Origin of the sequence: Lewinella sp. W8 (assembly GCF_004375085.3) — a bacterium.
Classification (GTDB): domain Bacteria; phylum Bacteroidota; class Bacteroidia; order Chitinophagales; family Saprospiraceae; genus Neolewinella.
Window position 1 is genome coordinate 187,640 of the sequence record NZ_SNAQ03000004.1, and the last position, 24,525, is coordinate 212,164.

General features: G+C 56.8%; 19 protein-coding genes. 5 read left to right on the forward strand and 14 right to left on the reverse strand.

Features of this window, described 5'->3' with window-relative positions:
• Positions 1 to 196: 196 nt before the first annotated feature.
• A complete protein-coding gene (locus E1J53_RS06690; protein WP_134270994.1) occupies positions 197 to 856 on the forward strand; it encodes a hypothetical protein in 660 nt (219 codons plus the stop codon).
• Between the two features lie 166 nt (positions 857 to 1,022).
• Here E1J53_RS06690 and E1J53_RS06695 read toward each other — a convergent pair whose 3' ends face one another.
• From E1J53_RS06695 to recG, 8 genes are all read right to left on the reverse strand, one after another.
• A complete protein-coding gene (locus E1J53_RS06695; protein WP_134270993.1) occupies positions 1,023 to 1,715 on the reverse strand; it encodes a sulfotransferase family protein in 693 nt (230 codons plus the stop codon).
• A 7-nt stretch (positions 1,716 to 1,722) separates the two neighbouring features.
• Complete coding sequence (locus E1J53_RS06700) at positions 1,723 to 3,309, reverse strand: aryl-sulfate sulfotransferase (protein WP_134270992.1); 1,587 nt, start codon at positions 3,307 to 3,309, stop codon at positions 1,723 to 1,725.
• Positions 3,310 to 3,633: 324 nt separating this feature from the next.
• Entirely contained in the window at positions 3,634 to 3,855 is a 222-nt protein-coding gene (locus E1J53_RS06705; RefSeq protein WP_134270991.1) for a hypothetical protein, read from the reverse strand.
• 33 nt (positions 3,856 to 3,888) lie between these two features.
• Positions 3,889 to 6,471: a hypothetical protein gene (locus tag E1J53_RS06710; protein ID WP_134270990.1), complete on the reverse strand. Its 2,583-nt coding sequence runs from the start codon at positions 6,469 to 6,471 to the stop codon at positions 3,889 to 3,891.
• 286 nt (positions 6,472 to 6,757) lie between these two features.
• A complete protein-coding gene (locus E1J53_RS06715) occupies positions 6,758 to 7,513 on the reverse strand; it encodes a GLPGLI family protein (RefSeq protein WP_134270989.1) in 756 nt (251 codons plus the stop codon).
• Between the two features lie 28 nt (positions 7,514 to 7,541).
• Positions 7,542 to 7,805: a hypothetical protein gene (locus E1J53_RS06720; protein ID WP_134270988.1), complete on the reverse strand. Its 264-nt coding sequence runs from the start codon at positions 7,803 to 7,805 to the stop codon at positions 7,542 to 7,544.
• A 99-nt stretch (positions 7,806 to 7,904) separates the two neighbouring features.
• Positions 7,905 to 8,189, reverse strand: coding sequence for a hypothetical protein (locus E1J53_RS06725; protein ID WP_134270987.1), 285 nt, complete (start codon positions 8,187 to 8,189; stop codon positions 7,905 to 7,907).
• Positions 8,190 to 9,080: 891 nt separating this feature from the next.
• Positions 9,081 to 11,213: an ATP-dependent DNA helicase RecG gene (gene recG, locus E1J53_RS06730; protein WP_253930909.1), complete on the reverse strand. Its 2,133-nt coding sequence runs from the start codon at positions 11,211 to 11,213 to the stop codon at positions 9,081 to 9,083.
• 376 nt (positions 11,214 to 11,589) lie between these two features.
• Between recG and E1J53_RS06735 the strand changes: the two genes are divergently transcribed.
• A complete protein-coding gene (locus E1J53_RS06735; RefSeq protein WP_134270986.1) occupies positions 11,590 to 12,936 on the forward strand; it encodes an aminopeptidase P family protein in 1,347 nt (448 codons plus the stop codon).
• Positions 12,937 to 13,256: 320 nt separating this feature from the next.
• Positions 13,257 to 14,015, forward strand: coding sequence for an MlaD family protein (locus E1J53_RS06740; protein WP_134270985.1), 759 nt, complete (start codon positions 13,257 to 13,259; stop codon positions 14,013 to 14,015).
• A gap of 315 nt (positions 14,016 to 14,330) precedes the next feature.
• On the opposite strand, the gene E1J53_RS06745 is transcribed toward E1J53_RS06740, so the two are convergent.
• Complete coding sequence (locus E1J53_RS06745; RefSeq protein ID WP_134270984.1) at positions 14,331 to 14,885, reverse strand: 2OG-Fe(II) oxygenase; 555 nt, start codon at positions 14,883 to 14,885, stop codon at positions 14,331 to 14,333.
• A gap of 513 nt (positions 14,886 to 15,398) precedes the next feature.
• Between E1J53_RS06745 and lysS the strand changes: the two genes are divergently transcribed.
• On the forward strand, positions 15,399 to 16,958 hold the full coding sequence (gene lysS, locus E1J53_RS06750; RefSeq protein ID WP_134270983.1) for a lysine--tRNA ligase: 1,560 nt from the start codon (positions 15,399 to 15,401) through the stop codon (positions 16,956 to 16,958).
• A 66-nt stretch (positions 16,959 to 17,024) separates the two neighbouring features.
• Positions 17,025 to 17,828, forward strand: a complete 804-nt coding sequence (lgt, locus tag E1J53_RS06755) for a prolipoprotein diacylglyceryl transferase (RefSeq protein ID WP_134270982.1) — start codon at positions 17,025 to 17,027, stop codon at positions 17,826 to 17,828.
• Positions 17,829 to 18,220: 392 nt separating this feature from the next.
• On the opposite strand, the gene E1J53_RS06760 is transcribed toward lgt, so the two are convergent.
• From E1J53_RS06760 to E1J53_RS06780, 5 genes are all read right to left on the reverse strand, one after another.
• Positions 18,221 to 18,796 (reverse strand): hypothetical protein, encoded by a 576-nt coding sequence (locus E1J53_RS06760; protein ID WP_134270981.1) that lies wholly within the window; start codon positions 18,794 to 18,796, stop codon positions 18,221 to 18,223.
• A complete protein-coding gene (locus E1J53_RS06765; RefSeq protein WP_134270980.1) occupies positions 18,793 to 19,659 on the reverse strand; it encodes a hydroxypyruvate isomerase family protein in 867 nt (288 codons plus the stop codon). Before E1J53_RS06765 ends, E1J53_RS06760 begins: the two co-directional genes overlap by 4 nt.
• A gap of 137 nt (positions 19,660 to 19,796) precedes the next feature.
• Entirely contained in the window at positions 19,797 to 21,512 is a 1,716-nt protein-coding gene (locus E1J53_RS06770; RefSeq protein ID WP_134270979.1) for a GMC oxidoreductase, read from the reverse strand.
• Positions 21,513 to 21,667: 155 nt separating this feature from the next.
• Positions 21,668 to 22,909: a metal-dependent hydrolase gene (locus tag E1J53_RS06775; protein WP_134270978.1), complete on the reverse strand. Its 1,242-nt coding sequence runs from the start codon at positions 22,907 to 22,909 to the stop codon at positions 21,668 to 21,670.
• An 80-nt stretch (positions 22,910 to 22,989) separates the two neighbouring features.
• Positions 22,990 to 24,489 (reverse strand): hypothetical protein, encoded by a 1,500-nt coding sequence (locus E1J53_RS06780; protein ID WP_134270977.1) that lies wholly within the window; start codon positions 24,487 to 24,489, stop codon positions 22,990 to 22,992.
• Positions 24,490 to 24,525: the final 36 nt, after the last annotated feature.

The window sequence follows — 24,525 nt, forward strand, 5'->3', positions numbered from 1 at the left end:
TAATCAAACTCCGACAACCGCCTTTTGAAGATTGCAAGGGCAGTGCTAAAAAATTGAGGACAAAAGTTGGTCGCCCTCCCCTTAGTTGCCAGGACAAGCATTTGTCTGAATTCAGGCATCCCCGCCAAAAATTCTGAGAATGCCCCTAATTTTAGAGACCCTCCCTATTTGTTACACCTCCTAGCGTACACCACCGATGAAAACCTATACCAGTTATTTCCTTTCCCTCGCTTTTCTTCTGATCCTTTTTGCCCCCTCCTGCGCCCCCGTTTTTTCGGACCTGCAAAGCGCCCGTACCGTAGGCCAGGGCAACCACGAGCTCACCCCCAGCTACTCTTCCGTTTCCGCCTCCAATGACGGAGAAACCCAGGGCGTGCAAAATCACCTCGGTCTGCAGTATGCCCTCGGCCTGTCCGACAAGGTGGATCTCCGGCTCCGCTACGAGTACATCTGGGCGAAGGGAGACGACAGTTTTGAAAATGGTGTCCACGTGCTCGCCGCCGGGCCTAAATTCAGCCTCGTCAAAGATCGGGTCGCCTTCTTTCTTCCCGTGGGAAAACCCTTTGGAGAAGATGTGGAAGATGCGCCCTGGCAAATCCACCCCACGGTACTGCTCACCGCGCCGCTGGTTCCCCAGAAGTTTGACCTTACCCTGGGAACGAAATACATTATCGTTCTCGAAGAAGGCGTGGACGGCCTACTGGCCTTTAACCTGGGGGCTGCCATCAGTAGTGACGTCACGAAGTGGGCCATCCGGCCAGAATATGGCCGGCTCTACAACCCCGGTGAAATGGGTAGTTTCGGTCAGTTCAGCATTGGTTTTACCAAGGCCTTCGGTCAGGGCAGCAAGAAATGATGCCCGCGAGTACTACTTATTGTAGGCTGTTCCGTGAATTAACCCTTTGGCCATCAAGTTATTGAATTTACTAGTAGCGGCAAGGCATGCCTTGCCGCTACCATTTGCCCCTCTGAACTGCCGCGATTCCGCAGGAATCGCTGATGAAACCTCACTGAACAGCCTACTACTTAATGGTAAGCTTCCCGCCGCCACTCAGCATTTTGCCCAACTGGGCCTGAAAGTCGGCGCGCTTGTTTTTGAAGGGAAAGTCTTCTTCCGGAACGGGGACGCCCAAAAATGCGCAGAGGGGCTCCCACCCCTGGCTGACCTCCCATTCGAGCAACTGACCGGCCGGCACCTCCCGTCGGACCCGTTCGCAGTGGTCCAGATAGGTAGCGATGGTCTTTTCGCGGTTCAGGAAATCTCCGCCGTAGTGGCGGTTGAGCAGGTATACCTCCACCAACGCCAGGGTCTTCGCGATGCCCAGAAAGCGCGGATTGTCCTTCCCCTTCTCGGCGAGCATGGCCTTGGCCTCTGCGGTTTTGGGCACCGTGGGGTACACGGTTTTCATCATGCTTTCGTACCAGGATGCGGGATCGCGGTAATTGAGAATAACTTTCAGGTCGGGGTACTGGTTCAGGAGAGGTTTGTACTGGAAACAACCGGGAAAATCGGTGCTGCTCCGGTAACCGTCAAAGAGCGCGTCAAAATCGGTCGTTCCCGTTTCGTAGAGCTCAATCCAGTAATCGACGAGATGAGGCTGGTTGAACAGCTCGTCCATGTGCATACAACCGCCGAAACCGAGAGTATTCAGGGCGGCTTTCAGGGAGGAGGTGCCGGTGCGCGGGACACCGACGGCAAGGATTTCCAGGGCCATAGGTAGTTTATTTTTTTGCGGTGGGCGGAATAAGGTCGTAGCGTTCTCCGCGGAAGACCAGGTCAAACTGCGCCCAATCTGCCTCCCCGGATCCCAGCGCATCCTTAAAGAAAATATTCGCCTCGAAGACGACTTCATTATCGGGATAGGTCACCTCCACCATTTTGGCGTGGGGAGGTAGGGAGCCCTTCCGTACGTTCCCGGAAGTAATCAACCGATTGCCGGTTACGGGCAGGTCATCCACGTCGCTGGTGATGGGGGAATACATTTCCAGGCCCCGTTGCTTTCCGTACTCCCAGACTTGGGTAACGGTTCCGCGGGCGGCGTCGATTTGGTATTCCACGGCGCGGGAATAGCTGGGGTCCGGCTGGTAATTCCGGCGCAATCCGTTATCGAAGAGCAGCAGGTTACCGTTCGGGAGGACATTGAGGGCGTGCTGGCCCATGGGCCAGTCGAAATCTTCGGCAGATTCGACGCCCTGCTGGACTGCAGGAGGATAAAGGTTGCCGTTGGCATCCACCGCCCGCAGCAGGTATTCGGAGGTCGTTAGCCCCTTGCCGTCCAGGCCGGCCTTATCCCAGGCTACCAGTGGGGCAAAAATCCACTGAAGCTGGTTATCCTGATTGACTTTGACGACCCCCTGGTTGCGGCCGGAGACCAGGATGCCATTATCGGCCGGATCAACGGTAATGGAGTTTACGTGAAACCAGTCCGTGGCGGGGTTCATTCCGTAATCCCCGGGGAAGATGGAACGGTCCACGTCGAGTACTTCGCGCATGTCCCAGTCCCTGACCGTACGGTTATTTTTTCGGTCCCAAAGCACCACGTGATCGAAACGGGTAGGAACTTCCTGGCCGTCCCGGATGACGTAGCTGTCCTTTTTAGACCCTCCCATTAACAACTGATCATTGGGCATTTCGAGGACTTCGTGATTGCCCGCATTCCCCCACATCTGTTCCTGGCGGATGGTCTTGCCCAGGTCATCGACCTCCAGAATGTCGATCCAGTTCAGGTAAAGCCAGTTGCCGTTGCTCAGGCGATGAGTGGTGTAGGTGATTTGTCCGTTTTCGCTCATGTCCATGAACCAGCGGACGGTGCCCCGGTCATCGAAGAGCACCGTATACGGCAGGAATTTGCCGTCGTTGGCAATGAGCAAATCCATGAGGTGAAAACCACTCTCCATCCGCTCACGATTCACCACCGTGACGTCCACTTCGGGGAAGGTGGCCGGCAGGGGTTGCGTGGTGAGATTTGTCGTTCCGGTATAGACGGTGCCCGATTCGGTGGTCAGGGTAATTTCTACGGGATTGTCCTGTCCGGGATAGAGCCCGAGTACCGGGACGGAGTGATTCTTTGCCGGGCGGGGGAATTCCCGGGTTACCGGGATGTCTCCGGGCACGGTAATCGATACCCAGCAGGGCTCTTCGGTGCGGAAAGTCAGTTCTGCTCCCAGCGGAACTCTTCCGTAGGGATTGACCACCGCGTCAATGGGACCAAGTAACACCTCATCAATGGAGCGAGGGTCCTGGTTGCAACCAACCAGAAAAAGAAAGCATAGGGTGTAAATGGTTAACCCCTTAAGGGTTTGTTTCATTTGGCATGATTGGGCACGTGACTAAAAACTTCGGAAAATGTCAGGGTAAGTCAGCGGGCAGGTTTGGTAATGTGGGGGGGGATCAGCAAACTACAAAGCTAGAACGGCGACGGTCAGGCTTTCGCCGCCTCGCAGACAAAAAGCTACTTGTTTACGGACATTTTTTTTGCCCCAAAAACCGGCATACCGAAAAGCAGCAGGCTCCCGGTTCCTGGCACCTGCGGTGATCGCAAAAAGGGCCGAACACCTAAGTGTCCGGCCCAAAAAGATTATTGGCTAATCTACTATCGATTCGGAGCCCGAAGGCTCGGCAATGTGAGTGGCTTACTCTTCAATGAGCGAGCGGGCCAGGCGAGCGGCCTTGGCGCAGGTGGAGGCCGTTACCGTCACGTCGTCGCCATCAACCTGAACGGTTACGGAACAATCAGCGGTCAGATCAGCAGGTACCGCGGGCATTACTTCGCCGCCGGCCATGGCGTTATTGGCGATGGCAAAAATTGCCACGAGAGAAAGAGAGAAAGAAAGGATAATGGATTTGAACTTCATGATATTAAATATTTATAATTAGTGATATATTTATTAGAAAGACCACCGAACTCCCCCCATGAAGGTGCGCGGACGCAGGACGAAACTGCGCTGAGAGATTTGGTAGCTGTTTACGAGGTTTTGGAAGAATTCTCCCTGGTTGAGGAGATTCAGGCCGTCGACGTGAAGCTTTAAGCGATCACTGATCGGGCAACGGAATTTGAAGGAAAGCAGCTGCACGTCCGTGGCTTGCCCGCCCTGTTCCCAGATGAATCCGCTGGCCCTCAGCGCCAGGCTGGTCTGCTTGGCCAGCTGAAGGGTCATGGTAGAGTTATAGGTATAGGTGTAGTGGCCATTGCGCCCCAGTTCCGGACCTCCAATCTGACTATTTTCCGCCGAACGGTATCCCAGGGTTACCGAGAATTTCAGCCAATCGGTTACGGTACTCAGATAGCGGAGGTCTCCGGCAAATATCTGATAGCGGTTTAGCGTAAGTTCCTGGTTCAGGTTGAGTTGGTTGTCGAACCGGATCAACTTGAATTTCACCTCCACGGAGCCCTTGATCAGTTGAATGTACTTACTGATGCCGCCCCGGAGTTGCAATGAACTGGAGGGGAATCCGGCTTCCAGTTGCTGCAGGGTAAACAAGGGTTCAACGGAAAGCGACCGCTGAAGGCCGTTGGGAATGCGCGTCCGTTGCAGGCCTACGTAGTAGGATAATTGACGGAAGGTATTGTTGTAATTGTAGCGCAACCCAAAGCTGCTGGTTTTTTGCAGGTACAGCGTATCCAGTCCCGTCATCAGGGTTTGGTAATCGGACAGGTAGGGTACCGATACCAACTGGTTCACGCCCGGTAGTTCCTGCTTCAGCTCTGCGCTTGCGCTGATCCGACTGCGGGACGAGATTTCGTATTCTGCCTGAGCGTAGGGAAGGAAGAGCAGGTTGCGGAAATTACGGTCCCCTCCGTTTTCTCCCTGGGTGTACCACAGGTTGGACATGGAGATGGCCAGGCCGCCGTTCGTTTCCAGTTTTCCGAACGTACGGGAGACGGTGCTTTCCAGGTACGTTTCGTCAAACTTGTAGTGCAGGTCATTGGCGTTCTGCGGAAGGGCGTCGGTGGGTTCTTCGGCCAGGGAAGTGAGCAGCGTATTGACGTCCCCTCCGGTGATGCGATGTCCGATCGTACCGTTGAGGAACCATCCTTTATAATTGTAGAGGACTTCCACGTGAGGATCAATTCCGCGGGTCGATTCGGCGGCCTGCTGACGCAGGCCAAGCGCGGCCTGGGGGAACAGGCTCTGATACCGGTCACTTTCGTAGTCCGCCACCTGGTCATTGGTGTTCAGGTTACCGGTCAGGATGAACCGAAAGGCGAGCAGGTCGGTGGCCCGCAGGGTATACCGAAGGTCTCCCTGGAGCGCGACGGGCGTCCCCTCCAGGGAGGTGCCCAGGGCGTTTACCCGCTCCGCGGTTTGGGAGCTCAACTCCGCCGAAAGATCCGATCTGCTCAGCATGGCGTTGAGGTCCAGGTCCAGGCGACTCTTCTTCCCCAACACGATTTTACTTTCGTTATCGATCCACGCACTGCCCAGGGATTCACGGTAGAGCTTGAAGTTATCCACGGTAACGGGGAAATTCTGGTTAAAGAAATTCAGCCGTTCCAGGTTATCCAGCCGGAATAAATTGTTATCCAGGGAGAATATCGTCCGGCTCTTCACCTTTTTGCTGGGATTAAAGAGCAGCGAGCCGGCGGTGGCGTACACCTCGTTCTGCAGATACTCCTGAGAGCCGATTGACTTGGGACGGCTACCACGAGGAGAAGACAGAAGCCCCGTCCGCTGACCAGAAAAGGCGCTGATGTTTCCATCCATCTGGTAGGCGAGATCGAGTCCGCTGGTCGGTTCAAATCCGGCCGTGTTGTTTTGGGCGAAGAGAATCGACTTTGTTTTACCGGACAGCATGAAGAGGTTGGCGTCGTTCATGGAGACGTCCGGCGTGCCGTGGATCAGGGTAAGCTCGCCGAAGATCAGTTTCTTTCTGGAGTCTTCCAGATTGAGGTTCAGCACCAGTTCCTCGTCATTACTCAGGTCTCCCGTCAGGTCATCTTCCTTGAAATTACTGATGACGTCTACCCGGTCAATGAAGCCGGCATTAATGTTTTGGGTGGCCAGTCGGTAATTCGACCCGAAGGCATCTTCGCCGTCGATCAGTACCCGGTCGATGGATTTTCCCTGGACGCTGATTTGTCCCTTCTCGTCTACTTCTACCCCGGGAAGCTTTTTCAGCATGTCTTCCACTTTTTCTTCGGTCCCGTCCGTAAAAGAATCCGTATCGTAGATGAGGGTATCCTGTTTCATGGCCAGGGGCAGCGCCTCGGCTGAAATCACAATTTCTTCAATTTCAATGGCCGCATTTTTCAGGACGATCTTTTTGGAGACTCCTGGCGTCCATAATGGCAGGGTATAATTTGCGTAGCCAAACATCCTGATTTCGATGTTCATGGATTCCGCGGGCTCCTCGGGTACTTCAATGGAAAAATTTCCGTCTAAATCCGCAAGGGAATATCCCTTGATGGCGTCTCCCTGCTTTAGGATGACTTGTGCGGAGGCCAGTAGGGTTCCTTCTTCATCCTGCACGATTCCAGTCAGCGCTTGTTGCGCAAAAACACTTCCGGCGAAAAAGCTAAAAACTAATATAAGAGAGCAGCTAACTAAATTGAATTGTTTATTTCGAGGCCACATGATATGTTCTTTGTGGCTCCCAGCGAGGGTTGTCCTTTTGTCCATTGACAACCCTCGCTGTTCAGCCGGTTTATATACTATCCGGTTCATTATTACGCACCGAAAGAATTGGATATTTATCTATTAAAATCTACTCATTAGGTTACTGATGATACCATCAGGTAAGGATCGTACTATTTGATTATTTAGCGATCTCGAAGTAACTCTTCTTCTTCGCGGGGCGTACGGTTACCCCCGGGTGAGCAGAAATCTTTTTCACCCATTCTTCGTCCTTGCGCACGCGGGTATCGAAGAAGCCTTCAAAGCTGATGTTCATCCCGTTCCGGGGGGCTTTATTCCAGGCGATGGTGGCAGGGTCAACCTGCTTCAGTCCGGCAAAAATGAACTGGATCATTCCGTCACGGGCCTTCGCTTCGAGGATCAGGCCGGGCAGTCCGCCGAGTTTCCAGGGGCCGACGTTGAGGGGAATTTCCTGAGCGAACCAGGCGTCGTATACGCGGCCGCGGAAGGTGGTAACCGCCAGCTGACACTGATAACCACCGATTTCTTTCGTTTCTTCTTTGATCTCCCAGCTGATCTGGGGAATATCCTCCTTGATGATGAAGGGTTGGTCTTTGATCATGTCCCGGGAGACGATGGATTTATCGTCCTGATTACGGTAAAAGACGTATCCCCGAGCGTCGCTGTAAATGATCTTTACGGAGTTGTTGTCTCCCCGGAAAACCTGCTTGCCTTCGCCGCCCTGTCCGAATCGGTAGGTGGATTCCACACCATTGGATACCAGTTGAGCGTAGTAATCCGTGCTGAAGAAATCTCCGTTGGGTTGGTTCGGGCGGGGGTTCGTTTTCTGTAGATAGGTAACCTCAACGCCCGATTGTGCGAATATGCTGGCGGCAAAAAAGACCAGGCTAAATACGGTAAGAATAAAGTTTTTCATGACTATCAGATATTATTGGTGTGCGATATTACTTTTCCGTCAATTCTGCTACGGCGCGCTTCAACTGCTGAGTGGCTTCGTAGTAGGAGTTGGCCGTAGACGTTACGGCGTGGACTGACTGGTCAATCTGCAGGTTGACGGTAACCGAAAAATCACTATTGACCTGGGTGTATTCGAGGGTCAGCACCTCCACGGTTTCGGTGCTTAGCGATTCGGTGGTGGGCAACTCAGTGGAAGCCATGGGAGATACCGTAAAAAACCCGATTACCACGGCGAAGAAAGAATTGTACATGATTATATTTTTTTAGCGATGAAAGGATGGTCCACACGTCGTTTATGGTCGGTGATTTACGACCGAAGTCGTGTGGTTAAAGTGGTTGAGAAATTCTGATTATTCAAAGACCTCCTGTACCATGCGGCGAGCTTCGGAGCAGGTCTCAGCCGTAGCGGAAACCGTAGCCTCCTGGCCCAGAATGCTGATGGTAGCCGTAACCGTACACTCGGCATCGTCACCCAGGGTGGTGCTGATGAAAGTGATGGTGTGAGGAACGTTGTTGCTGTCGTATACTACTACCGTGTCCTTGGGAGTGTCCTCCAGAGGAGCTACGTCGCCGGCAAAAGCGAAAGTGGAAACGAGAGCGAGTGCGAGTGCGAGAAAGAAATTTTTGAATTTCATAATAAATGGATTTAAAAAAGAAATGAAGAAATGATTGACCTCCACTTCGTGCGAACCATCCAGTTCGAATTACTCTAAAGGATTATCCTTTGCCTCCCAGAATGGTATCCGGAAAGGGGTTATAAGGACCCGTAGAGCCACCGATTGGCCATCCGTCATCATCGTCGTTAGGATCATCCCAGCAATCAGGGTTTCCTCCAATGATATTTTTGACCTGGTGAAGGCGAAGATGTTGGATCTTCATGGTGAAAAAATTTAAATAAATGATAAAATGGTTCGTCAACCAGGATTGGAAAATTCCTTTCCCGTTGTTGACACTTCAAATATGGGGGGATCAGCCAGGGCACTCAAAGGACAAGCCAAAAGCCATTGTTCTACCATAAAAACCCTTTTAACCAGCACAACTTATTTTTAAATAATTGATTTACAGTATTTTATTAATTTAATCTTAAGCAAGTACACACCCTCTTTTCAAGCGAAATTCACCAGCATACAGGAGTTTTATTCGCTATTTTCCGGGCCATTCTTCACGATTCCCCACTTGCCTTTCCGGCAGCCTGGACCCAAAAGAAAAGCGCACAACCGGGGGGCCGTGCGCTTCTTCATCAATATGGAATTAAATGCTTACTATATTTCACCTATTCCAACTATCACCTATTTTTTTTGAATATTCTGGTATATATACTTTACCGTGGATATTTCTATTAATTCTCCGTATCTGGATTATAGTATTTCATGTGATTCGGTATTAACTATTGACAATTCAAATGTCCGGCCTTCCCTCGTCCTCACCAAAGACGAATATCCATTCATTGTTCCCGCCAAAATTGAATTTTTGGCCACCCAATGATCCTCAACCCACTGGCAAACAACCTTTTACCCTTGCATAACCTAGGATATTCTCCCCCACCCCTTGATGCCCTGCATGTATTTGGCCAGATGATTTCCCAGCGCGTGGTGCTCGGGACGTTGCAGGCGGGGGTCCTGGCTCAGTAAATTCTTGGCCCGATCCCTGGCCACGCCCAGAATTTTACCGTCGTTGGCCAGATCAGCGATCCGCATCTGAAGGAGACCGGACTGCTGGGTACCATCAATCATCCCCGGCCCGCGTAAGCGTAAATCCGCTTCGGCAATCTTGAAGCCGTCCGTGGTGTCCACCATCGTCTTGATGCGCTCCCGACTTTCCTTACTCAGCTTCACGCTGGACAGCAGAATACAAAAGCTCTCTTCCGCCCCGCGGCCCACCCGACCCCGGAGCTGGTGCAGCTGACTCAGGCCAAAACGCTCCGTATGCACGATCACCATGATGGTTGCGTTGGGAACGTTTACGCCCACTTCAATCACGGTCGTGGCCATCATGATCTGCGTATCCCCATTTTTGAAGCGCGCCATTTCCTGGTCCTTGACCTCCGCCTTCATTTTTCCGTGCACGACGCTGATCTGATAGTCCGGGCGGGGAAAGCGCTGCAGCATTTCGTCATAAGCCTCCTCCAGCGCCAGCAGGTCCAGCTTCTCGTTTTCCTCAATGAGGGGATATACGACGTAGGCTTGCCGCCCCTTGGCAATTTCTTCCCGGATGCGTCCGAAGACCCGCTCCCGACGATGCTCGGTAAAGTGCACGGTCGTGACGGGTTTACGCCCGGGAGGAAGTTCATCAATGACGCTCACGTCCAGATCTCCGTAGGCCGTCATGGCCAGCGTCCGGGGAATGGGCGTGGCGGTCATCACCAGAATATGCGGGGGATACGGCTTGTTTTTCTTCCACAGCTTGGCCCGCTGCTTCACCCCAAAGCGGTGCTGCTCGTCGATGATGGCCAGTCCGAGGTTTTGGAAAACTACCGGGGCCTCAATCAGGGCGTGGGTACCGATGAGGATGTGAATCTCCCCGTTGGCCAGGTCTTCCAGGATTTCCTTCCGGGCCTTTCCCTTGATGCTTCCGGACAGGAAGGCCACCCGCAGCTCCATCCCCTCCACGTATTCCTGAATGGATTCGTAGTGTTGCTGGGCCAGGATCTCCGTGGGCGCCATCATGCAGGCCTGAAAGCCGTTGTCGAGGGCCATGAGCATGGACATCAGTCCCACCATCGTCTTGCCCGAGCCCACGTCTCCCTGCAGGAGACGGTTCATCTGTATGCCGCGCCCCAGGTCCTGGCGGATTTCCTTCAACACGCGCTTCTGGGCGCCCGTCAGTTCAAAGGGCAGGTGGTCGCGATAAAAGCGGTTGAAGTACTCCCCGATGGCTCCGAAGGCGTAACCGGCGATCTGGCTTTCCCGGACCAGTTTAAGCTGCAACAACCTTAATTGTAGCAGGAACAGCTCCTCGAACTTCATTCTCCGCCGCGCGGCGTCGAGCACTTCCTGGTTCGGGGGGAGGTGCAGGGCGTGCAGGGCCTTTGCCCGCGGCATGAGCCGCAGCTCCTCCATCAGGTAGGGAGGCAGGATTTCCGGCAGGTCGGCGGGAGAGAGTTGCGCGAAGAGTGCCCGGATGAGCTTGCGACGCCCGCGGGCGTCGAGCCCGCGGCGGTTCAGCTTTTCGGTACTGGAATACACCGGCTCGAAGGTGGCCGCCTCCTCGGTGGCCGCCTTGGCGGCCAGCTCCATCTCGGGGTGGGTGATGCTCAGGCGGCCGTTAAACTCCTGCACCGGCCCGTACACCACGTACTCCTCGCCCACGACCAGCATGTTCTGCAGGACGTTGATGCCCCGGAACCAGACCAGCTCCAGCGCGGCGCCGCTGTCGTCGCGTAACCGGCCCGTCAGCCGCATTTTACGGCCGTCGCCGCGCACGTTGAGCACCGTCAGTTTGCCCTTCACCTGCACCGCGCCCTGGTTGGGCATGATCTCAATGATGCGGTGGAATTGGGTACGGTCCACGTAGCGGAAGGGGTAGGCATGCAGGAGGTCGCCCAGGGAATGAATCTGCAGGTCTTCGGACAACAGCTTCGCCTTCGCCGGGCCAATCCCCTTCAGGAAGGCAACCGGGCGGTCCAGGACCGAAACAGCGGGTGAGGGTGGCGTAGGCAAAACGTGGTTTTCAAACAATTTGCGGCAGAGACGCAAGATATTACCTCTTTGGAAAATTTTCGTAGGAAAATAATCCGATGCCATCATTTTGGGCGTTGGGGTTTGGTGCGTACATTTCCGTTCGCCCGTTTGGGCGCGCAGCGCAGGTGCCGTGGAGCGGGGATTTAGGATTGAGGTCTTAGGATTTAGGCTTAAGGAATTATCCATTTTGCTAAATTCTGAATCCTTGATCCTGAATCCTTGATCCTGAATCCTTGATCCTAAATCCTTGATCCTAATCTCCCTGGCACCTGCGCCCCGTCGCCTGCTAATAGAATCGACGATCCCGACGAGTAAACGGAATTCGGGACCGTCGCCCTACCCAAAATTTTTGACCATGTTTTCCGCCGACACCTACGCACAACGCCGTCAACGTCTTGCCGCCAGCCTGGCCGAAGCCCAAAATTCGGAGACGCAAAATATTGCGCCGCTACTGTTTCTGCCGGGCAACCACGACGCGCCGATGAACTACGCGGATAATATTTACCCCTTTCGTCAGGACAGCAACTTCCGCTACTTCGCCGGCCACAACCTGCCCGGACTGGCCCTGACCATCGACACCGCTACCGGCGACAGCCTCCTGTGGGGCAACGACATCAGCATCGACCACATCGTCTGGATGGGCGAGCAACCCAGCGTCGCGGAGCTGGCCGAACGCATCGGCGCGAAGCGCGGCGGCACCCGCCGGGAGTTATCCGACCTGCTGAAACTCCGCGCCGATGCGGTGCTGCATCTGCCCCCCTACCGCGAAGAGCGCCGCACCTTCCTGCGCGAGCACCTTGGTCCGGAAGCTACCCCCAGCGAGGCCCTCATCCGGGCCGTCATTGCCCTGCGCGCCGTCAAGAGCGCCGAAGAGTTGGCCGAGATGGACCGGGCGGTGGCCACCAGCATGACCATGCACCGGGCCGCCCAGGAACACGCCGCTCCGGGCATGCTGGAAGCCGAAGTGGCCGGCCTGATCGAGGGGATTGCCATCCAGGCCAACGGCCGCCTGGCCTACCCCGCCATCGTCACCCGCAACGGGCAAATCCTCCACAACCACTACCACGGCAACGTGCTAAAAAAAGGCGATCTACTGCTCATCGACGCTGGGGCCGAAAGCGACACCGGCTACGCCGGCGACATCACCCGCACCTTCGCCGTAGGCGCCCCAATGACGAATCAGCAGCGGGAAATCCACGACATCGTTGATCGCGCCAAGCGCGAGGCCATTGCGGCCCTCCGTCCCGGCATCACCTTCCGGGAGGTGCACGACCTGGCCAGCACCATCATCGCCCGGGGCCTGACGGACCTCGGCCTGATGACCGGCGACCCCGAGCGCGCCGTGGCCACCGGCGCCCACACCATGTTTTTCCCCCACGGACTGGGCCACATGATCGGCCTTGACGTTCACGACATGGAAGACCTCGGGGAGGACCTGGTCGGCTACGACGAGGAGGTCAAGCGCAGCTGTATGTTTGGCACCCGCAGCCTGCGCCTGGGGCGCAAGCTGGAGACCGGCTTCGTGGTCACCGTTGAGCCCGGCATCTACTTCATCCCCGCCCTCATCGATCGTTGGCGGGAGAAGGGCAAGTTCACCAACTTCATCAACTACGCCGCCCTGGACGCCTACCGCGACTTCGGCGGCATCCGCCTCGAAGACAACGTGGCGGTGACGGAGGGTGGTCACCGGGTGCTGGGGTAATTTGCCATTTGGTAGGCTGGGGAAAATACTTTGGAAAAGGCTTGCTCCGCAAGCCGGTCGCAAGATCTATTGGCAAAAATTGAAAGCCTTTTTGGCTCTCTAGACGGATTTAATCAATGAAGCAGGAATATTAACCATCTCCGTGACTGGCGAGCTTTCACCAGACAAAACATCCTTTCACGCGAAAACATGGCATCGTTGATGGAAGAGCCTAACCCCACAGTAAACTTAATTAGTCGATCCCTCCCCCCATTCAGTCGAAGGAAGTTTCCCGGCCTTCGTACTTCCCCCACCTTCGCCAGCGTAACAAAAGATGCACCATGCGTAGCGTACTCAATTATGGCCTTCTGGTCTGCCTGGCTCTAGTTTTCGTGGCCTGCTCGGGCAATAAGACCTATTACCTGAACACCAGTGATGCGGAGGGCATCCGCCCCGGTGCCGACGTCATACGCCAGGGCGTGATCATCGGAGAAGTCAAGGACGTGGATTTTGACGACGACATGGTGGCCATTGAGGTTTCCGTGGACGAAGAAGTCTACGAAGGCCAGCGATTCCACCTCGGGCGCCAGGACGGAGAAACGGTGGTCAAGTTCGGGCCACCCAACGTAAAGGCCGAAGCCCTGCCCAACGGCGGCACACTTCGGGAGCGGGAAGTGGAAGGAGCCCTACTGAATGGTCTGGGGGAAGTACTGGAAGAATCTTTAGGGGCCGCCTTTGAGCTCGACGACGAAGATCGCGACCAATTGTTCTCCGAGCGCACCGGTAACCGCCTGGAAAGGGCTTTTGAGGGACTGGGTGAAATGCTGGAAGGTCTCGGCGAAAGCCTCGAAGAGTGGGCCGAAGAGCACGAAGAAACCTTTGAGGAACTCGAAGAAAAACTCGAAGAGTGGGCCGAGGAAAACGAGGAAGAATTTGAAGAGTTCGGTCGCGAAATGGAAGAGTGGGCCGAAGACTTCGAAGGAGACATGGAAGATTTCGGCCAGGAACTGGAGCGGATTTCCGAAAAACACGAAGTGGGTTCCAACCGCTGGAAGAAAGAAGTGCGGAAGGCACTGCGGGAACTGAAGGAGCGGAACTAAGTGGGAAGAAGGAGGAATAAAGAGGGAAGTCGCGTTCCTCGGATGTCTCCGGGGCAACGCGACGGGTCATCCGAGGCATCGCGGGTTCCCCGCAAAAGCTAATTCCACCAATGACCGCGACGCATCGGATCAGCTCGCTGCGCTCGACGGATCCGATGAGCGCTGGTGGGTTATTGAAACCATTTTCGTGAATACCCCGTAGAGCCAAGGCATGCCTTGGCTCTACGCGACGCACCCAACAATCCCCCGCGATTCCCGAGGGAATCGCCCACCTAAATCCTGGAGCCTAAATCCTCAAGCCTACAACCCAGACCTTCACCGTTTCCTCCGGTACATCACGTCGGAACGCAGGACGTATTTAATGCCTTCCCGAAGTTGTTCTCCTTCGTGGGACAACTGGTGATTGAAGATGAGCAGCTTTCCCGTTCGGGGAACAATGGTATACTCCCGGAATCGCGTGGCCCCACCCTTCATGCCCTCGTTGAGGTAGACCATGAAGGTGAATTCACTCCACTCGTTGGTGTTCTTGATGTAGGACCCGTCCTGATGCATCCGAAACTGTTGACCGGGATGGTAACGATAAAAACGGAAACGGGTATTCATGCCCATTGCCACAACCCGATCCAACTCCGCGGGCACGAAATCTTGCGCGCGCTGCCAAAGCGCATCGGCTAAATCCGGGGCGTCATAAATCACCCGATCGTTGTTGCGGACACTAAGGTTGAGGTGCTGCACCCTACCCGGTCCGATCTTCGCCTTTTCGTAGCCCCGCGCCTCGCTGAAATCAATCCAGTGTTGACATTCTTCGGGGGTGAAAAAATCCTTGACCGTCCAGATTCCCGGAGCGATGGTTTTTAGGGTAGGTGTCATGGAAAAGGTTTTAATCGGTAATAAAGAGTTGCCTAAAAATAACGTCCCGTTAAGGTCAATTGGTTGCCTGACCAGCGAAGCGTTCCTCGGATGTCTCCGGAGCCACGCGACGGGTCATCCGAGGCATCGCGGGTTCCCCGCAAAAGCTAATTCCATCAATGACCGCGACGCATCGGATCAGCTCGCTGTGCTCGACGGATTCGATGAGCGCTGGTGGGTTATTGAAACCATTTTCGTGAATACCGCAGAGACAAGGCATGCCTTGTCTCTGCGGGGCACACCAATTCTCTCCCCCGCGATTCCCGAAGGAATCGCCCTCCTGAATCCTAAATCCTCAAACCTCTCCTTTCGGCCATCGGCCGAAACTTTTTCTCCCCGCCAACCATTGCCCTTGGACATGTTTTCGGCACCCGCGCCCCGTCGCCCTGATCCATCCAGACATGCTGGTGACCGGAGATATTCCCGTACTACCGCCGCATGGCTTACCTTCGCGGTGCTAAAACGCAAAATTGTATGGAACGCAGCGAGCAGGAACTCGTCCGTAGGGAAAACTTGCAAAAGATTCGTGACCTGGGCATCGAGCCGTATCCCGCGGCTACTTTCCCCGTCACCCATCTGGCCGCCGACATTAAAGCCAACGTCCAGGAGGACGCCGAAGGTAAGGTGACTAACTTCCAGGAGGTTACCCTGGCCGGCCGCATCATGAGCCGTCGGGTGATGGGAAAGGCCAGCTTTGCCAACCTGCAGGACAGCTCCGGACGCATCCAGCTTTACGTCTCCCGCGACGACATCGCTCCGGGCGAGGACAAGTCCCTCTACAACGACCTGTTCAAGAAGTATCTGGACCTCGGTGACTTCATCGGCGTCTCCGGCTTCGTCTTCAAGACCCGCACCGGAGAAATCAGCGTGCACGTCAAGGAATTCACCTTCCTGAGTAAGAGCCTGCGCCCCCTGCCGGTGGTGAAGACCGACGACGAGGGCAACGTCTACGATGCCTTCTCGGACCCCGAGTTGCGCTACCGGATGCGTTACGTTGACCTAACGGTCAACCCCCAGTACAAGGAAATCTTCCGCAAGCGTAGTCGCCTCATCACGGCCATGCGCTCCTTCCTGGATGACCTCGGGCTGATGGAGGTGGAAACCCCCATCCTGCAGCCCATCCACGGGGGTGCCGCCGCCCGGCCGTTCAAGACGCACCACAATACGCTGGACGTGCCCATGTACCTGCGCATCGCCAACGAGCTTTACCTCAAGCGGCTCATCGTCGCCGGCTTCGACGGCGTCTACGAGTTCGCCAAGATGTTCCGCAACGAGGGCATGGACCGCACCCACAACCCCGAGTTCACCGCCGTGGAATTCTACGTGGCCTACAAGGACTACGACTGGATGATGACCACCTGCGAGAACCTGCTGGAACACGCCGTGGGTGCCGTCAATGACGGCAACACCAAGGTAAGGGTGGGCGAGAACGAGATCGACTTTAAGGGGCCCTACCGCCGGCTGACGATGGCGGACGCCATCATGGAGTACACCGGCGAAAACATCCGCGGAGCGGATGAAGCCGCCCTGCGCGACATCTGTAAGCGTCTGCACATCGAGGTGGACGACACCATGGGCCGCGGCAAGCTCATCGACGAGATTTTCGGCGAAAAGGTGGAGGGGCACCTGATCCAGCCCACCTTCATCATCGACTATCCCATCGAGATGTCACCGCTGACCAAGAAGCACCGCAGCGAAGAAGGGCTCGTGGAGCGCTTTGAACTGATGGTGAACGGCAAGGAGGTGGCCAACGCCTACTCGGAGCTCAACGACCCCATCGATCAGCGCGAACGCTTCGAAGACCAGCTCAAGCTGGCCGAGCGCGGCGACGATGAGGCCATGGCCATGGACGAAGACTTCCTCCGCTCCCTGGAATACGGCATGCCCCCCACGGCGGGCATTGGTATCGGCATTGACCGCCTGGTCATGATGATCACCGGCCAGACGAGTATCCAGGAAGTACTCTTCTTCCCCCAGATGAAGCCCGAACGTGACGGCCAGGCCGAAGCCGATGACGACAACGACGACGATTAATTACTTCCCCGAGCCGCCCGATTGCCCCGAGTAGTCGGGCGGTTGCTTTTGCACCAAGTAACGCCTATGCTAGCCTACATTACCTGGGACGTTTCCCCCGAAATCATTCAGCTCGGCCCCCTTTCCCTGCGGTGGTACGGTCTCATGTTCGCCTTTGGTTTCATGATCGGCTTCAGTCTGGTGCGACGGATGTTTCTGGCCGAAGGCGCCCCGGAAAAGTGGCTGGACTACGTATTCTACCTCCTCATCGCCGGCACCATCCTCGGCGCCCGCCTCGGTCACGTCCTCTTCTACCAGCCGGAATACTACTTCAATAACCCCGGCGACATCTTCAAAATCTGGGAGGGTGGACTCGCCAGTCACGGCGGCGTCATTGGGGTCGTTACCGCCCTGTGGGTATTCAGCAAATACGTTAGTAAAAAATCCTTTTTCTGGATCAGCGACAAAGTCGCTGCCCCCATCGCCCTGGTCGGCGCCATGATCCGCTTCGGTAACCTGATGAACTCCGAGATTGTCGGCACGCCCAGCGACGCCCCCTGGGCCTTCCACTTCGTCAACGCCGCCCGCGAAAGCCTCGCCGACGTGCCCCGCCACCCCGTCCAGCTCTACGAACTACTGGGCTACTTTGGCATCTTCATCCTCCTGCTCTGGCTCTACTGGAAACGGGACGCCTGGAAAGCGCCCGGCTACCTCACCGGCCTCTGGTTTGTGGGCATCTTCGGCACTCGCTTCGTTTGGGAATACTTCAAAAGCGACCAGGGCGGCTTCGGCGTGGCCCTCACCACGGGGCAGTGGCTCAGCATCCCCCTTGTCCTCATCGGCGCCTGGATGATGTACTCCAGTAAGGACCGGGGGTATGCGGAGGTTTGAGGTTTTAGGATTGAGGATCAAGGGGAGGCGATTCCTGAGGAATCGCGGCTGATTGTTGGGCGTGGCCGTTGCAACAAGGCATGCCTTGTTGCAATAGTATGCCTGATCGCTGAATAAAAATTATCACAGCACCTCACCCGGTTCATCATTTCCGTAGCAACGGCCGTATCCGTTGACCGGATGCCTTTCGCCGGATAAATCCGGCGCTACTGAAACGACAATGATCATTGGCCAGCGACTCCCTGCGTCCTCGAAGCGTCCGCAGGACCTTTGAGCGTCGCGTCGGGGTAGGTTTTTCTAATCCCGCGACACCTCGGATGACCCGGCGCTTCGCTCCGGAGACAGCCGAGGAGCGCTACTCTTTTCACTTCATTCTTCCATCTTCATTCTTCCTACTTCCCCAACCCTTCCAACCGCTCCCGCAACACCGCCCAGTGCTGCGCAAAGAAGAAGGGCCGGAGTAGGTGTACTTCCTTGCCCTCGTCCGACGTAACCACGATCCGGCGGTCGGTGGCGTCTACGGAAGCGATGCGGAACAGCGGCACGCGGTAGGGAGCCCGGAAGCCCGTTTTGGCTTCCAGTTGCACGTCGTCCAGGCGAATCTTGAAGAGGCCGCGCAGCAGGAACAGAAACAACACGGGGACCAACAGCAGGTTCCCCGGATGCAGCAGCTGGGGGCCAACTTGCTGGTAGATCAGGACCACCGGATAGGCTACCAGAGTGAAGGCGGCCATGAAGAAGGTGGCGTTGCGCATGGGGAACAGGTGCCCCCGCCGATAATCCCGGTACAACACGCCCGCTTCCAGGGCACCACTGAGGAAAGCCATGCCGGAGAGGATGCCCGCCGTCCAGAGCATCCAGGACGCGGGAAGCTCCGTCCGGAACTGGTACATCCAGATCACCAGGATCACGACCAGGAGGGCCGCAACGATGCCAATCTTTTGGTAGGGTGCCAGGTGCTTCATCATACTTCGCAAATCCGCAGACCTTCGTTGAGGGCCTGGATTTTGTCTTCGTAAGTGGGGATAAATTCCTGGGCCACGTAACCGGTAAAGCCCGTTTCGTGGATCGCCCGGATAATGGCGGGGTAATTCAGTTCCTGGCTGTCGTTAATCTCGTGGCGACCGGGCACGCCGCCCGTGTGGTAGTGCCCGATGTAGTCGGCGTACTTCCGGATGGTGGCGATGACGTCCCCTTCCATGATTTGCATGTGGTAGATATCGTAGAGCAACTTGAAGTTCGGGGAGTTGATCATTTCCGCCAGCGCCACGCCCCAGGAGGTGCGGTCGCACATGTAGTCGGGGTGGTTCACCTTGCTGTTGAGCAGTTCCATCTGGATCAGGATGCCCGCCTCTTCGGCCAGCTTCACGATGGGCCGCAGGCCCACGGCGCAATTGCGCATCCCGTCGTAGTCGCTCATGCCCCGGCGGTTACCGCTCATCACGATCAGGCTGGGGATTCCGTGGTCGGCCGCATCCTTGATGGCCTGGGTGTAGTTCTCCCGCAGGGACGCATGGTTCTTGGGGTCATTCCAGCCCTGATCGATGCTGAAGGTGCTCAGCGTACCCATCGCACAGGTCATGCCGTAGTTTTTCAGGATGGGCCACTGGTCAACGGTGGTCAGTTCCACGCTTTTCAGGCCAACTTCCTTGGACCGTTCGCAGAACGCCTCAAAGGGGATATCACTGTAGCACCAGTAGCAAGCGCTGTGGTTGGTTTGGGCGGTGGGGCTGACCAGCCGGTCGGCCGCCTCCGTTGCCCGGAGTTGACGACTCATGGAGATGGCGCCCAGTCCGAGGGCAGCCGATTGTAGCGCTTTACGACGATTCATAGACACGTTGGTTTAGGGGTAAGTTAGGAAATTTTGCGGCGGTGCCAGTCCCGAGTTCCGAACCTCGTCGGGATCGTCGATTCAAATTGAATGCGACGAGCCGCAGGTGCCGAGAATTTTCCGGAGGGCCATGCCGACTAGAGATTCCGCTTATTTAATTCCTTCACGGCGTGGTCGGCCGCCCGGGCCGTCAGGGCCATGTAGGTCAGGCTCGGGTTCACGCATCCCGCACTGGCCATCGCCGCGCCGTCCGTGACGTAGAGGTTACGACAGTTCCACACCTGGTTGTGCTTGTTGAGCACGCTGGTCTTCGGATCGCGGCCCATGCGGGCCGCCCCCATTTCGTGGATGGAGAACCCGGGATGGGCTTCCGTTTCGTAGGGCGTAACGTTCTTTCCTCCCGCGGCTTCCAGCATCTCGGCGGCGTAGGCCTTCATGTCCTGGCGCATTGCCCGTTCGTTTTCCCCAAAGGCCACGTCCATGATCAGGGTGGGCAGTCCGTCCTGATCGAGGCGATCTTCGTTGAGGGTGACGCGGTTGTTGGGGTTGGGCAGGCATTCTCCGAAGCCCGTCATGCCCATGCTCCAGCCGCCCGGCTCCGCCAGGGCCGCCTTGAGCTCCGGCCCCGGCGAGATACTCAGTTCCCGAACCGTGCGGTACCACCCTTCCCGGGACCCACCGCCCTGGTAGCCGAATCCCCGCAGGTAGTCGCGTTGGCTATCTGGCCCCATGTTCACGAAGCGGGGAATGTAGAAGCCATTGGGGCGCCTCCCCTTGTAGTACTTATCCTCAAAGCCCTCAAACTGGGCGCTAGCCCCGATTCGGTGGTGGTGGTCCATGATGTTGCGGCCCACCACGTCGTTGTCGTTGCCCAGTCCGTTCGGCTGGGCCGCAGACTTACTCGCCAGGAGAATCGCCGCCGAATTCAGCGTGGAAGCACACAAGAAAACTACCCCCCGACTGAAGAACTCCACTTCTTCCCCCGTAGTGGTCATCTTCACGCGCACGCCCGCGGCGCGCCGTTCATCGGCGTCGTAAATTATTTCCCGCACGGCCGCCCCGGGCACCAGGGTCATGTTTCCGGTGGCTTCGGCCACCGGCAGGGTGGCCGAATTGCTGCTGAAGTAGCCGCCGTAGGGACAGCCGCGCCGACAGCGATCGCGGTACTGACAGTTTCCCCGAGACCCCAGATGCACCTCGGGGTCGTAGGCCGTCAGGTGCGCCGCCCGCCCGGGGGTGACCCGCCGGTCGGGGAAGCGGGCGTGCACCCGGTCGCGCAGTACCTCCTCGACGCAGTTCAGGGGCATGGCCGGCTGAAAGGGGCCATCGGGCAGGTGCGCCAGGCCTTCGGCCTGGCCGCTGACCCCCACGAAGCGGGTTACGTAGTCGTACCAGTCCTTAAGGTCCCGGTAGCGGATCGGCCAGTCTACCCCGATGCCCTCGCGGGCGTTGGCCTCAAAGTCCAGGTCGGTCAGTCGGTAACACTGCCGCCCCCAGACGAGGCTTCGTCCGCCGGTCTGGTAGGCCCGAATCCAGTCAAAACGTTGCTTTTCCTCATAGGGGTATTCCCGGTCCTTCACGAAGTGGTGAATGTCGCTCTGCCGGGTGATGTAGTCCTTACGGCTGATGACGGGATAATCCCGCTGCTTCACCTCTTCGGGAATTTGGTTGTTGTGGGGCAGCTCCCAGTTGTCGAGGGTAGCCGTGGGGTAGTCGCCGTGCTTGATCAGTCGGCCCCGCTCCAGCACGAGGGTTTTCAGTCCTTTCCGACACAGTTCCATTGCCGCCCAGCCACCACTAATGCCCGTGCCCACCACGATGGCGTCGTACGTATCCGCTTCTTTTCCTTGCATGATTTTTCTTATCCGGGGTAAACGTCCAAGGTACCCCAAATAGGACGTTGACCATCGGCCAACGCCATGATTTGTCCGTCAAAACATAACGGTAGAGACAGGGCATGCCCTGTCTCTGCTGCATGCCCTGTCACCAATTTACCGGCCATGATTCCTCAGAAATCGCGTTTCCTACCCTTCAACCGTTCCCAGAGGCGACCGAACAGGTCATTCTCGTCTTCCTGCGGGCCGGCAAATTCCCGGACAACCCGCACGGGATGCACCGAGGTGTCCACCTTCCAGCTGAAGATATAACTGGCCGGGTCTTCGGGATCTTCGTTGATGAGGCCGTAGCGCAGGTCATTGACCTGCAGGTAGCCACTATCCCGGGCAACCACGCCATAATAGCCCTGGGTGAACCACCGCAGAATGGCTACGTCACGGTCTTCGCCGTAGGGCGCCAGCCAGTCGTGATGACCGTTGATAGGCGTAAACTCATCAAATATCCGCTCCTCGTCCAGGAGGCTGTACTGACCGAAGTGGTACTGATCTCCCTCACTGCGGGCGGTCCCCGACCAGAGGACATTATTGAGAATACTGGGCGAGATCACCCGGTCTTCAGCGGTGATACCCGCCTGCTCCAGACTGTGCTCAAAGACGTAATCGACGTTGAAGTAATTGATGATCGTCAGGCCCAGATAGACCGAACTAACCACCAGTCCCGCCCGATTCAAACGCTGCCGCCAGGCCGAACCCTGCACCTGCGTCCGCGCCCAGATTAACAAGATCAGGAACGGGAGGGTGTAGAGAGGATCGGCCACGGAAATGGTGTTCCAGGCGACCCGCGTTTTACTGAAGGGCTCCAACAGCTGGGTGCCGTAGGCCGTAAAGCAATCCAGCAGGGGGTGGGTGACGATGGCCCAGAAGAAGAGTAGCGTCCAGCCCCGCCAGTCGGCGTTGGCGTTCTTTTTCGGGAAGCCCCGGATCCAACGCAGCAGGGCGATGACCAGGCAAATCCCCACGAAGGCGGCCGTCACCGCCGCCGTGATGGCCGGAATGTTCCTGATCTCTACCGGCATCAGCAAGGAACCGACGGTGAGCATGACGTAGAACGCCAGGATGAGCAGCGGATACAACGCAAGGTTATTCACCTTATCCTTCCAGGCACTTCCGCCATACAGTCGGTGGATGGCCAGGCCGATGAGCGGCGCGGCCAGGAAAGCAAAGGGAAGGCTGTGGGTGAAGGCCCGGTGGTAGGCAAGGGCACTCATCGGGTCACTGACGACGTTGGCCATCACGTCCAGATCCGGCAGGGTACCCGCAATACCCCCCCAGAGCATGGCACGATTTCCAACTTTCCGGCCGAGTACCGCTTCCCCGACGGCGGCCCCTAAAACGATCTGGGTTAATGAGTCCATACGCCGGGAACGCGCGGCAGGGTGGATGGTTGGATTTTAGTAGGGTAGTTCTGTAGGCGGGCTAGAATTACGGTTAATTTCTAAAAGCCCCGGAAGCCCACCGTCAGCACGGCCGTCACGAGGGTACGGTTGGTCTCCACCACCTGGGGTTGGAAAGCGAAGGTGCGGTAGGGCGCGTAAAAGGACTGGTAGCCCTCGTAGCGGGCGGCGAAGTCAGCGAAGAATTTACCCTTGCTGTAGCCCGCACCCGCGGAGAAGCCCAGGATGGCTTCGTCTTCGCCGAAGCGGAAGTCCGTCATCGGCAGCTGGCGGTAACTGACGCCGGCCCGGAGTTGGACGGGTTTGAGATTAAGCTCTCCGCCGGCACGCAGGCCCAGGGCCCCGCCGAGGGAGTTTTCGATATCGGAGTTGGCGGCCTCGTCCAGGGTCGCAAAATCATCGAAGCTGAACTTATTGCTGCCGAAGTTTTGGTAGTCTACGTCTACCGTCACGAAGCCATTGCGGCCGATCAGGTAACCAACGCCCCCCATGAATCGCCAGGGCGTCTGCAGGTTGACCACACTTTCACTGCGGGGGCTGAGGCCCACGCCACCGAGGGCCTGGCCGTCGTCGGTATAATTGTATTCCAGGGTGGTGAAGTACACCTCATCCAGGCTCCAGAAGGTGGGGCTGTGGACGGCTGCGCTGATGCGCAGCTGCTCGGTCGGCCGGCCGATCAGGCCGAACTTGAAGTTAACCCCGCTCCCACTCATTTCCAGTGTTTCGTCGAATCCGGCATCATCGAAAAAGATGATTTCGTCCCGGTCGTCCACCTCGTCGTAGACCTTAATTTCTTCGAAATTGAGGAAGGGAATGCCGAGGCTAAAGCCCCACATAACCTTATCCTGGTAGTTGCCGCCCAGCGCCAGGCTCAGTTCGTTGATGCTTCCGCTGCGCTCCACCCGTCCCTGGCGGCGGATTTGGCCACCGGCACTTTCGGCCAGGTCGAAATCGGAGAAAAATCCGAGGTCGTCTTCCTGGATCGCTCCGGGAATATCGAAGATGAGGTCGGCGCGGAAGGGGTCGCCGATGTTGTCGTTGAGGTCTTCGACGATGGCGTCGATGACGCCGCCCTCTCCCCTGCCGTCAAAGGCAATTGTTTCGTTGAAGTCGGCCAGTCGGTTCACGGCAATCCCGAAGTTCAGCGTGGGCCAGTTTAGCGACCGGGTGGTTCCCGCCCAGACGATGCCCAGGCTGGGCAGGGCCGGCGTGAAGACGGATTCCGACAGGGGCGCCGTAGAGCCGTCGCCCGTCAGGGTAGTTTCCGTGGAGGAAAAGGACAGCCCCGGACTCAGCTGAAAACTGTTGTAACGGTTCCAACCGATACCCGCCGGATTGGTGCTCAGGGTACTGTGGTCAACGCCGATGGAACTCATGCTGCCTCCGGTGCCCATGAAGCGGGCGGTACCCACGGGGAAGGTCGTGGAAAAGCGCAGGGCGTCTTCCACCCGCGCGGGTAAAACGGCGGGTAGCACCTGAGCGAGCAGGTCGCCGGAAAAGGCCAGGAAAGTCAGCAGGGTAATGGCAAATAATCTGGTCATGGTCATGTGAAGCTGGGAAGTAGTACTCAAGAAAAG

Coding starts and splice junctions, on each gene's coding strand:
- E1J53_RS06720 (WP_134270988.1), bottom strand. CDS start 7,805: ATGTACAATTCTTTCTTCGCCGTGGTAATCGGGTTTTTTACGGTATCT.
- E1J53_RS06760 (WP_134270981.1), bottom strand. CDS start 18,796: ATGATGAAGCACCTGGCACCCTACCAAAAGATTGGCATCGTTGCGGCC.
- lgt (WP_134270982.1), top strand. CDS start 17,025: ATGCTAGCCTACATTACCTGGGACGTTTCCCCCGAAATCATTCAGCTC.
- E1J53_RS06705 (WP_134270991.1), bottom strand. CDS start 3,855: ATGAAGTTCAAATCCATTATCCTTTCTTTCTCTCTTTCTCTCGTGGCA.
- E1J53_RS06735 (WP_134270986.1), top strand. CDS start 11,590: ATGTTTTCCGCCGACACCTACGCACAACGCCGTCAACGTCTTGCCGCC.
- E1J53_RS06700 (WP_134270992.1), bottom strand. CDS start 3,309: ATGAAACAAACCCTTAAGGGGTTAACCATTTACACCCTATGCTTTCTT.
- E1J53_RS06775 (WP_134270978.1), bottom strand. CDS start 22,909: ATGGACTCATTAACCCAGATCGTTTTAGGGGCCGCCGTCGGGGAAGCG.
- E1J53_RS06690 (WP_134270994.1), top strand. CDS start 197: ATGAAAACCTATACCAGTTATTTCCTTTCCCTCGCTTTTCTTCTGATC.
- E1J53_RS06780 (WP_134270977.1), bottom strand. CDS start 24,489: ATGACCAGATTATTTGCCATTACCCTGCTGACTTTCCTGGCCTTTTCC.
- lysS (WP_134270983.1), top strand. CDS start 15,399: ATGGAACGCAGCGAGCAGGAACTCGTCCGTAGGGAAAACTTGCAAAAG.
- E1J53_RS06715 (WP_134270989.1), bottom strand. CDS start 7,513: ATGAAAAACTTTATTCTTACCGTATTTAGCCTGGTCTTTTTTGCCGCC.
- E1J53_RS06765 (WP_134270980.1), bottom strand. CDS start 19,659: ATGAATCGTCGTAAAGCGCTACAATCGGCTGCCCTCGGACTGGGCGCC.
- E1J53_RS06740 (WP_134270985.1), top strand. CDS start 13,257: ATGCGTAGCGTACTCAATTATGGCCTTCTGGTCTGCCTGGCTCTAGTT.
- E1J53_RS06770 (WP_134270979.1), bottom strand. CDS start 21,512: ATGCAAGGAAAAGAAGCGGATACGTACGACGCCATCGTGGTGGGCACG.
- E1J53_RS06725 (WP_134270987.1), bottom strand. CDS start 8,189: ATGAAATTCAAAAATTTCTTTCTCGCACTCGCACTCGCTCTCGTTTCC.
- E1J53_RS06695 (WP_134270993.1), bottom strand. CDS start 1,715: ATGGCCCTGGAAATCCTTGCCGTCGGTGTCCCGCGCACCGGCACCTCC.
- E1J53_RS06745 (WP_134270984.1), bottom strand. CDS start 14,885: ATGACACCTACCCTAAAAACCATCGCTCCGGGAATCTGGACGGTCAAG.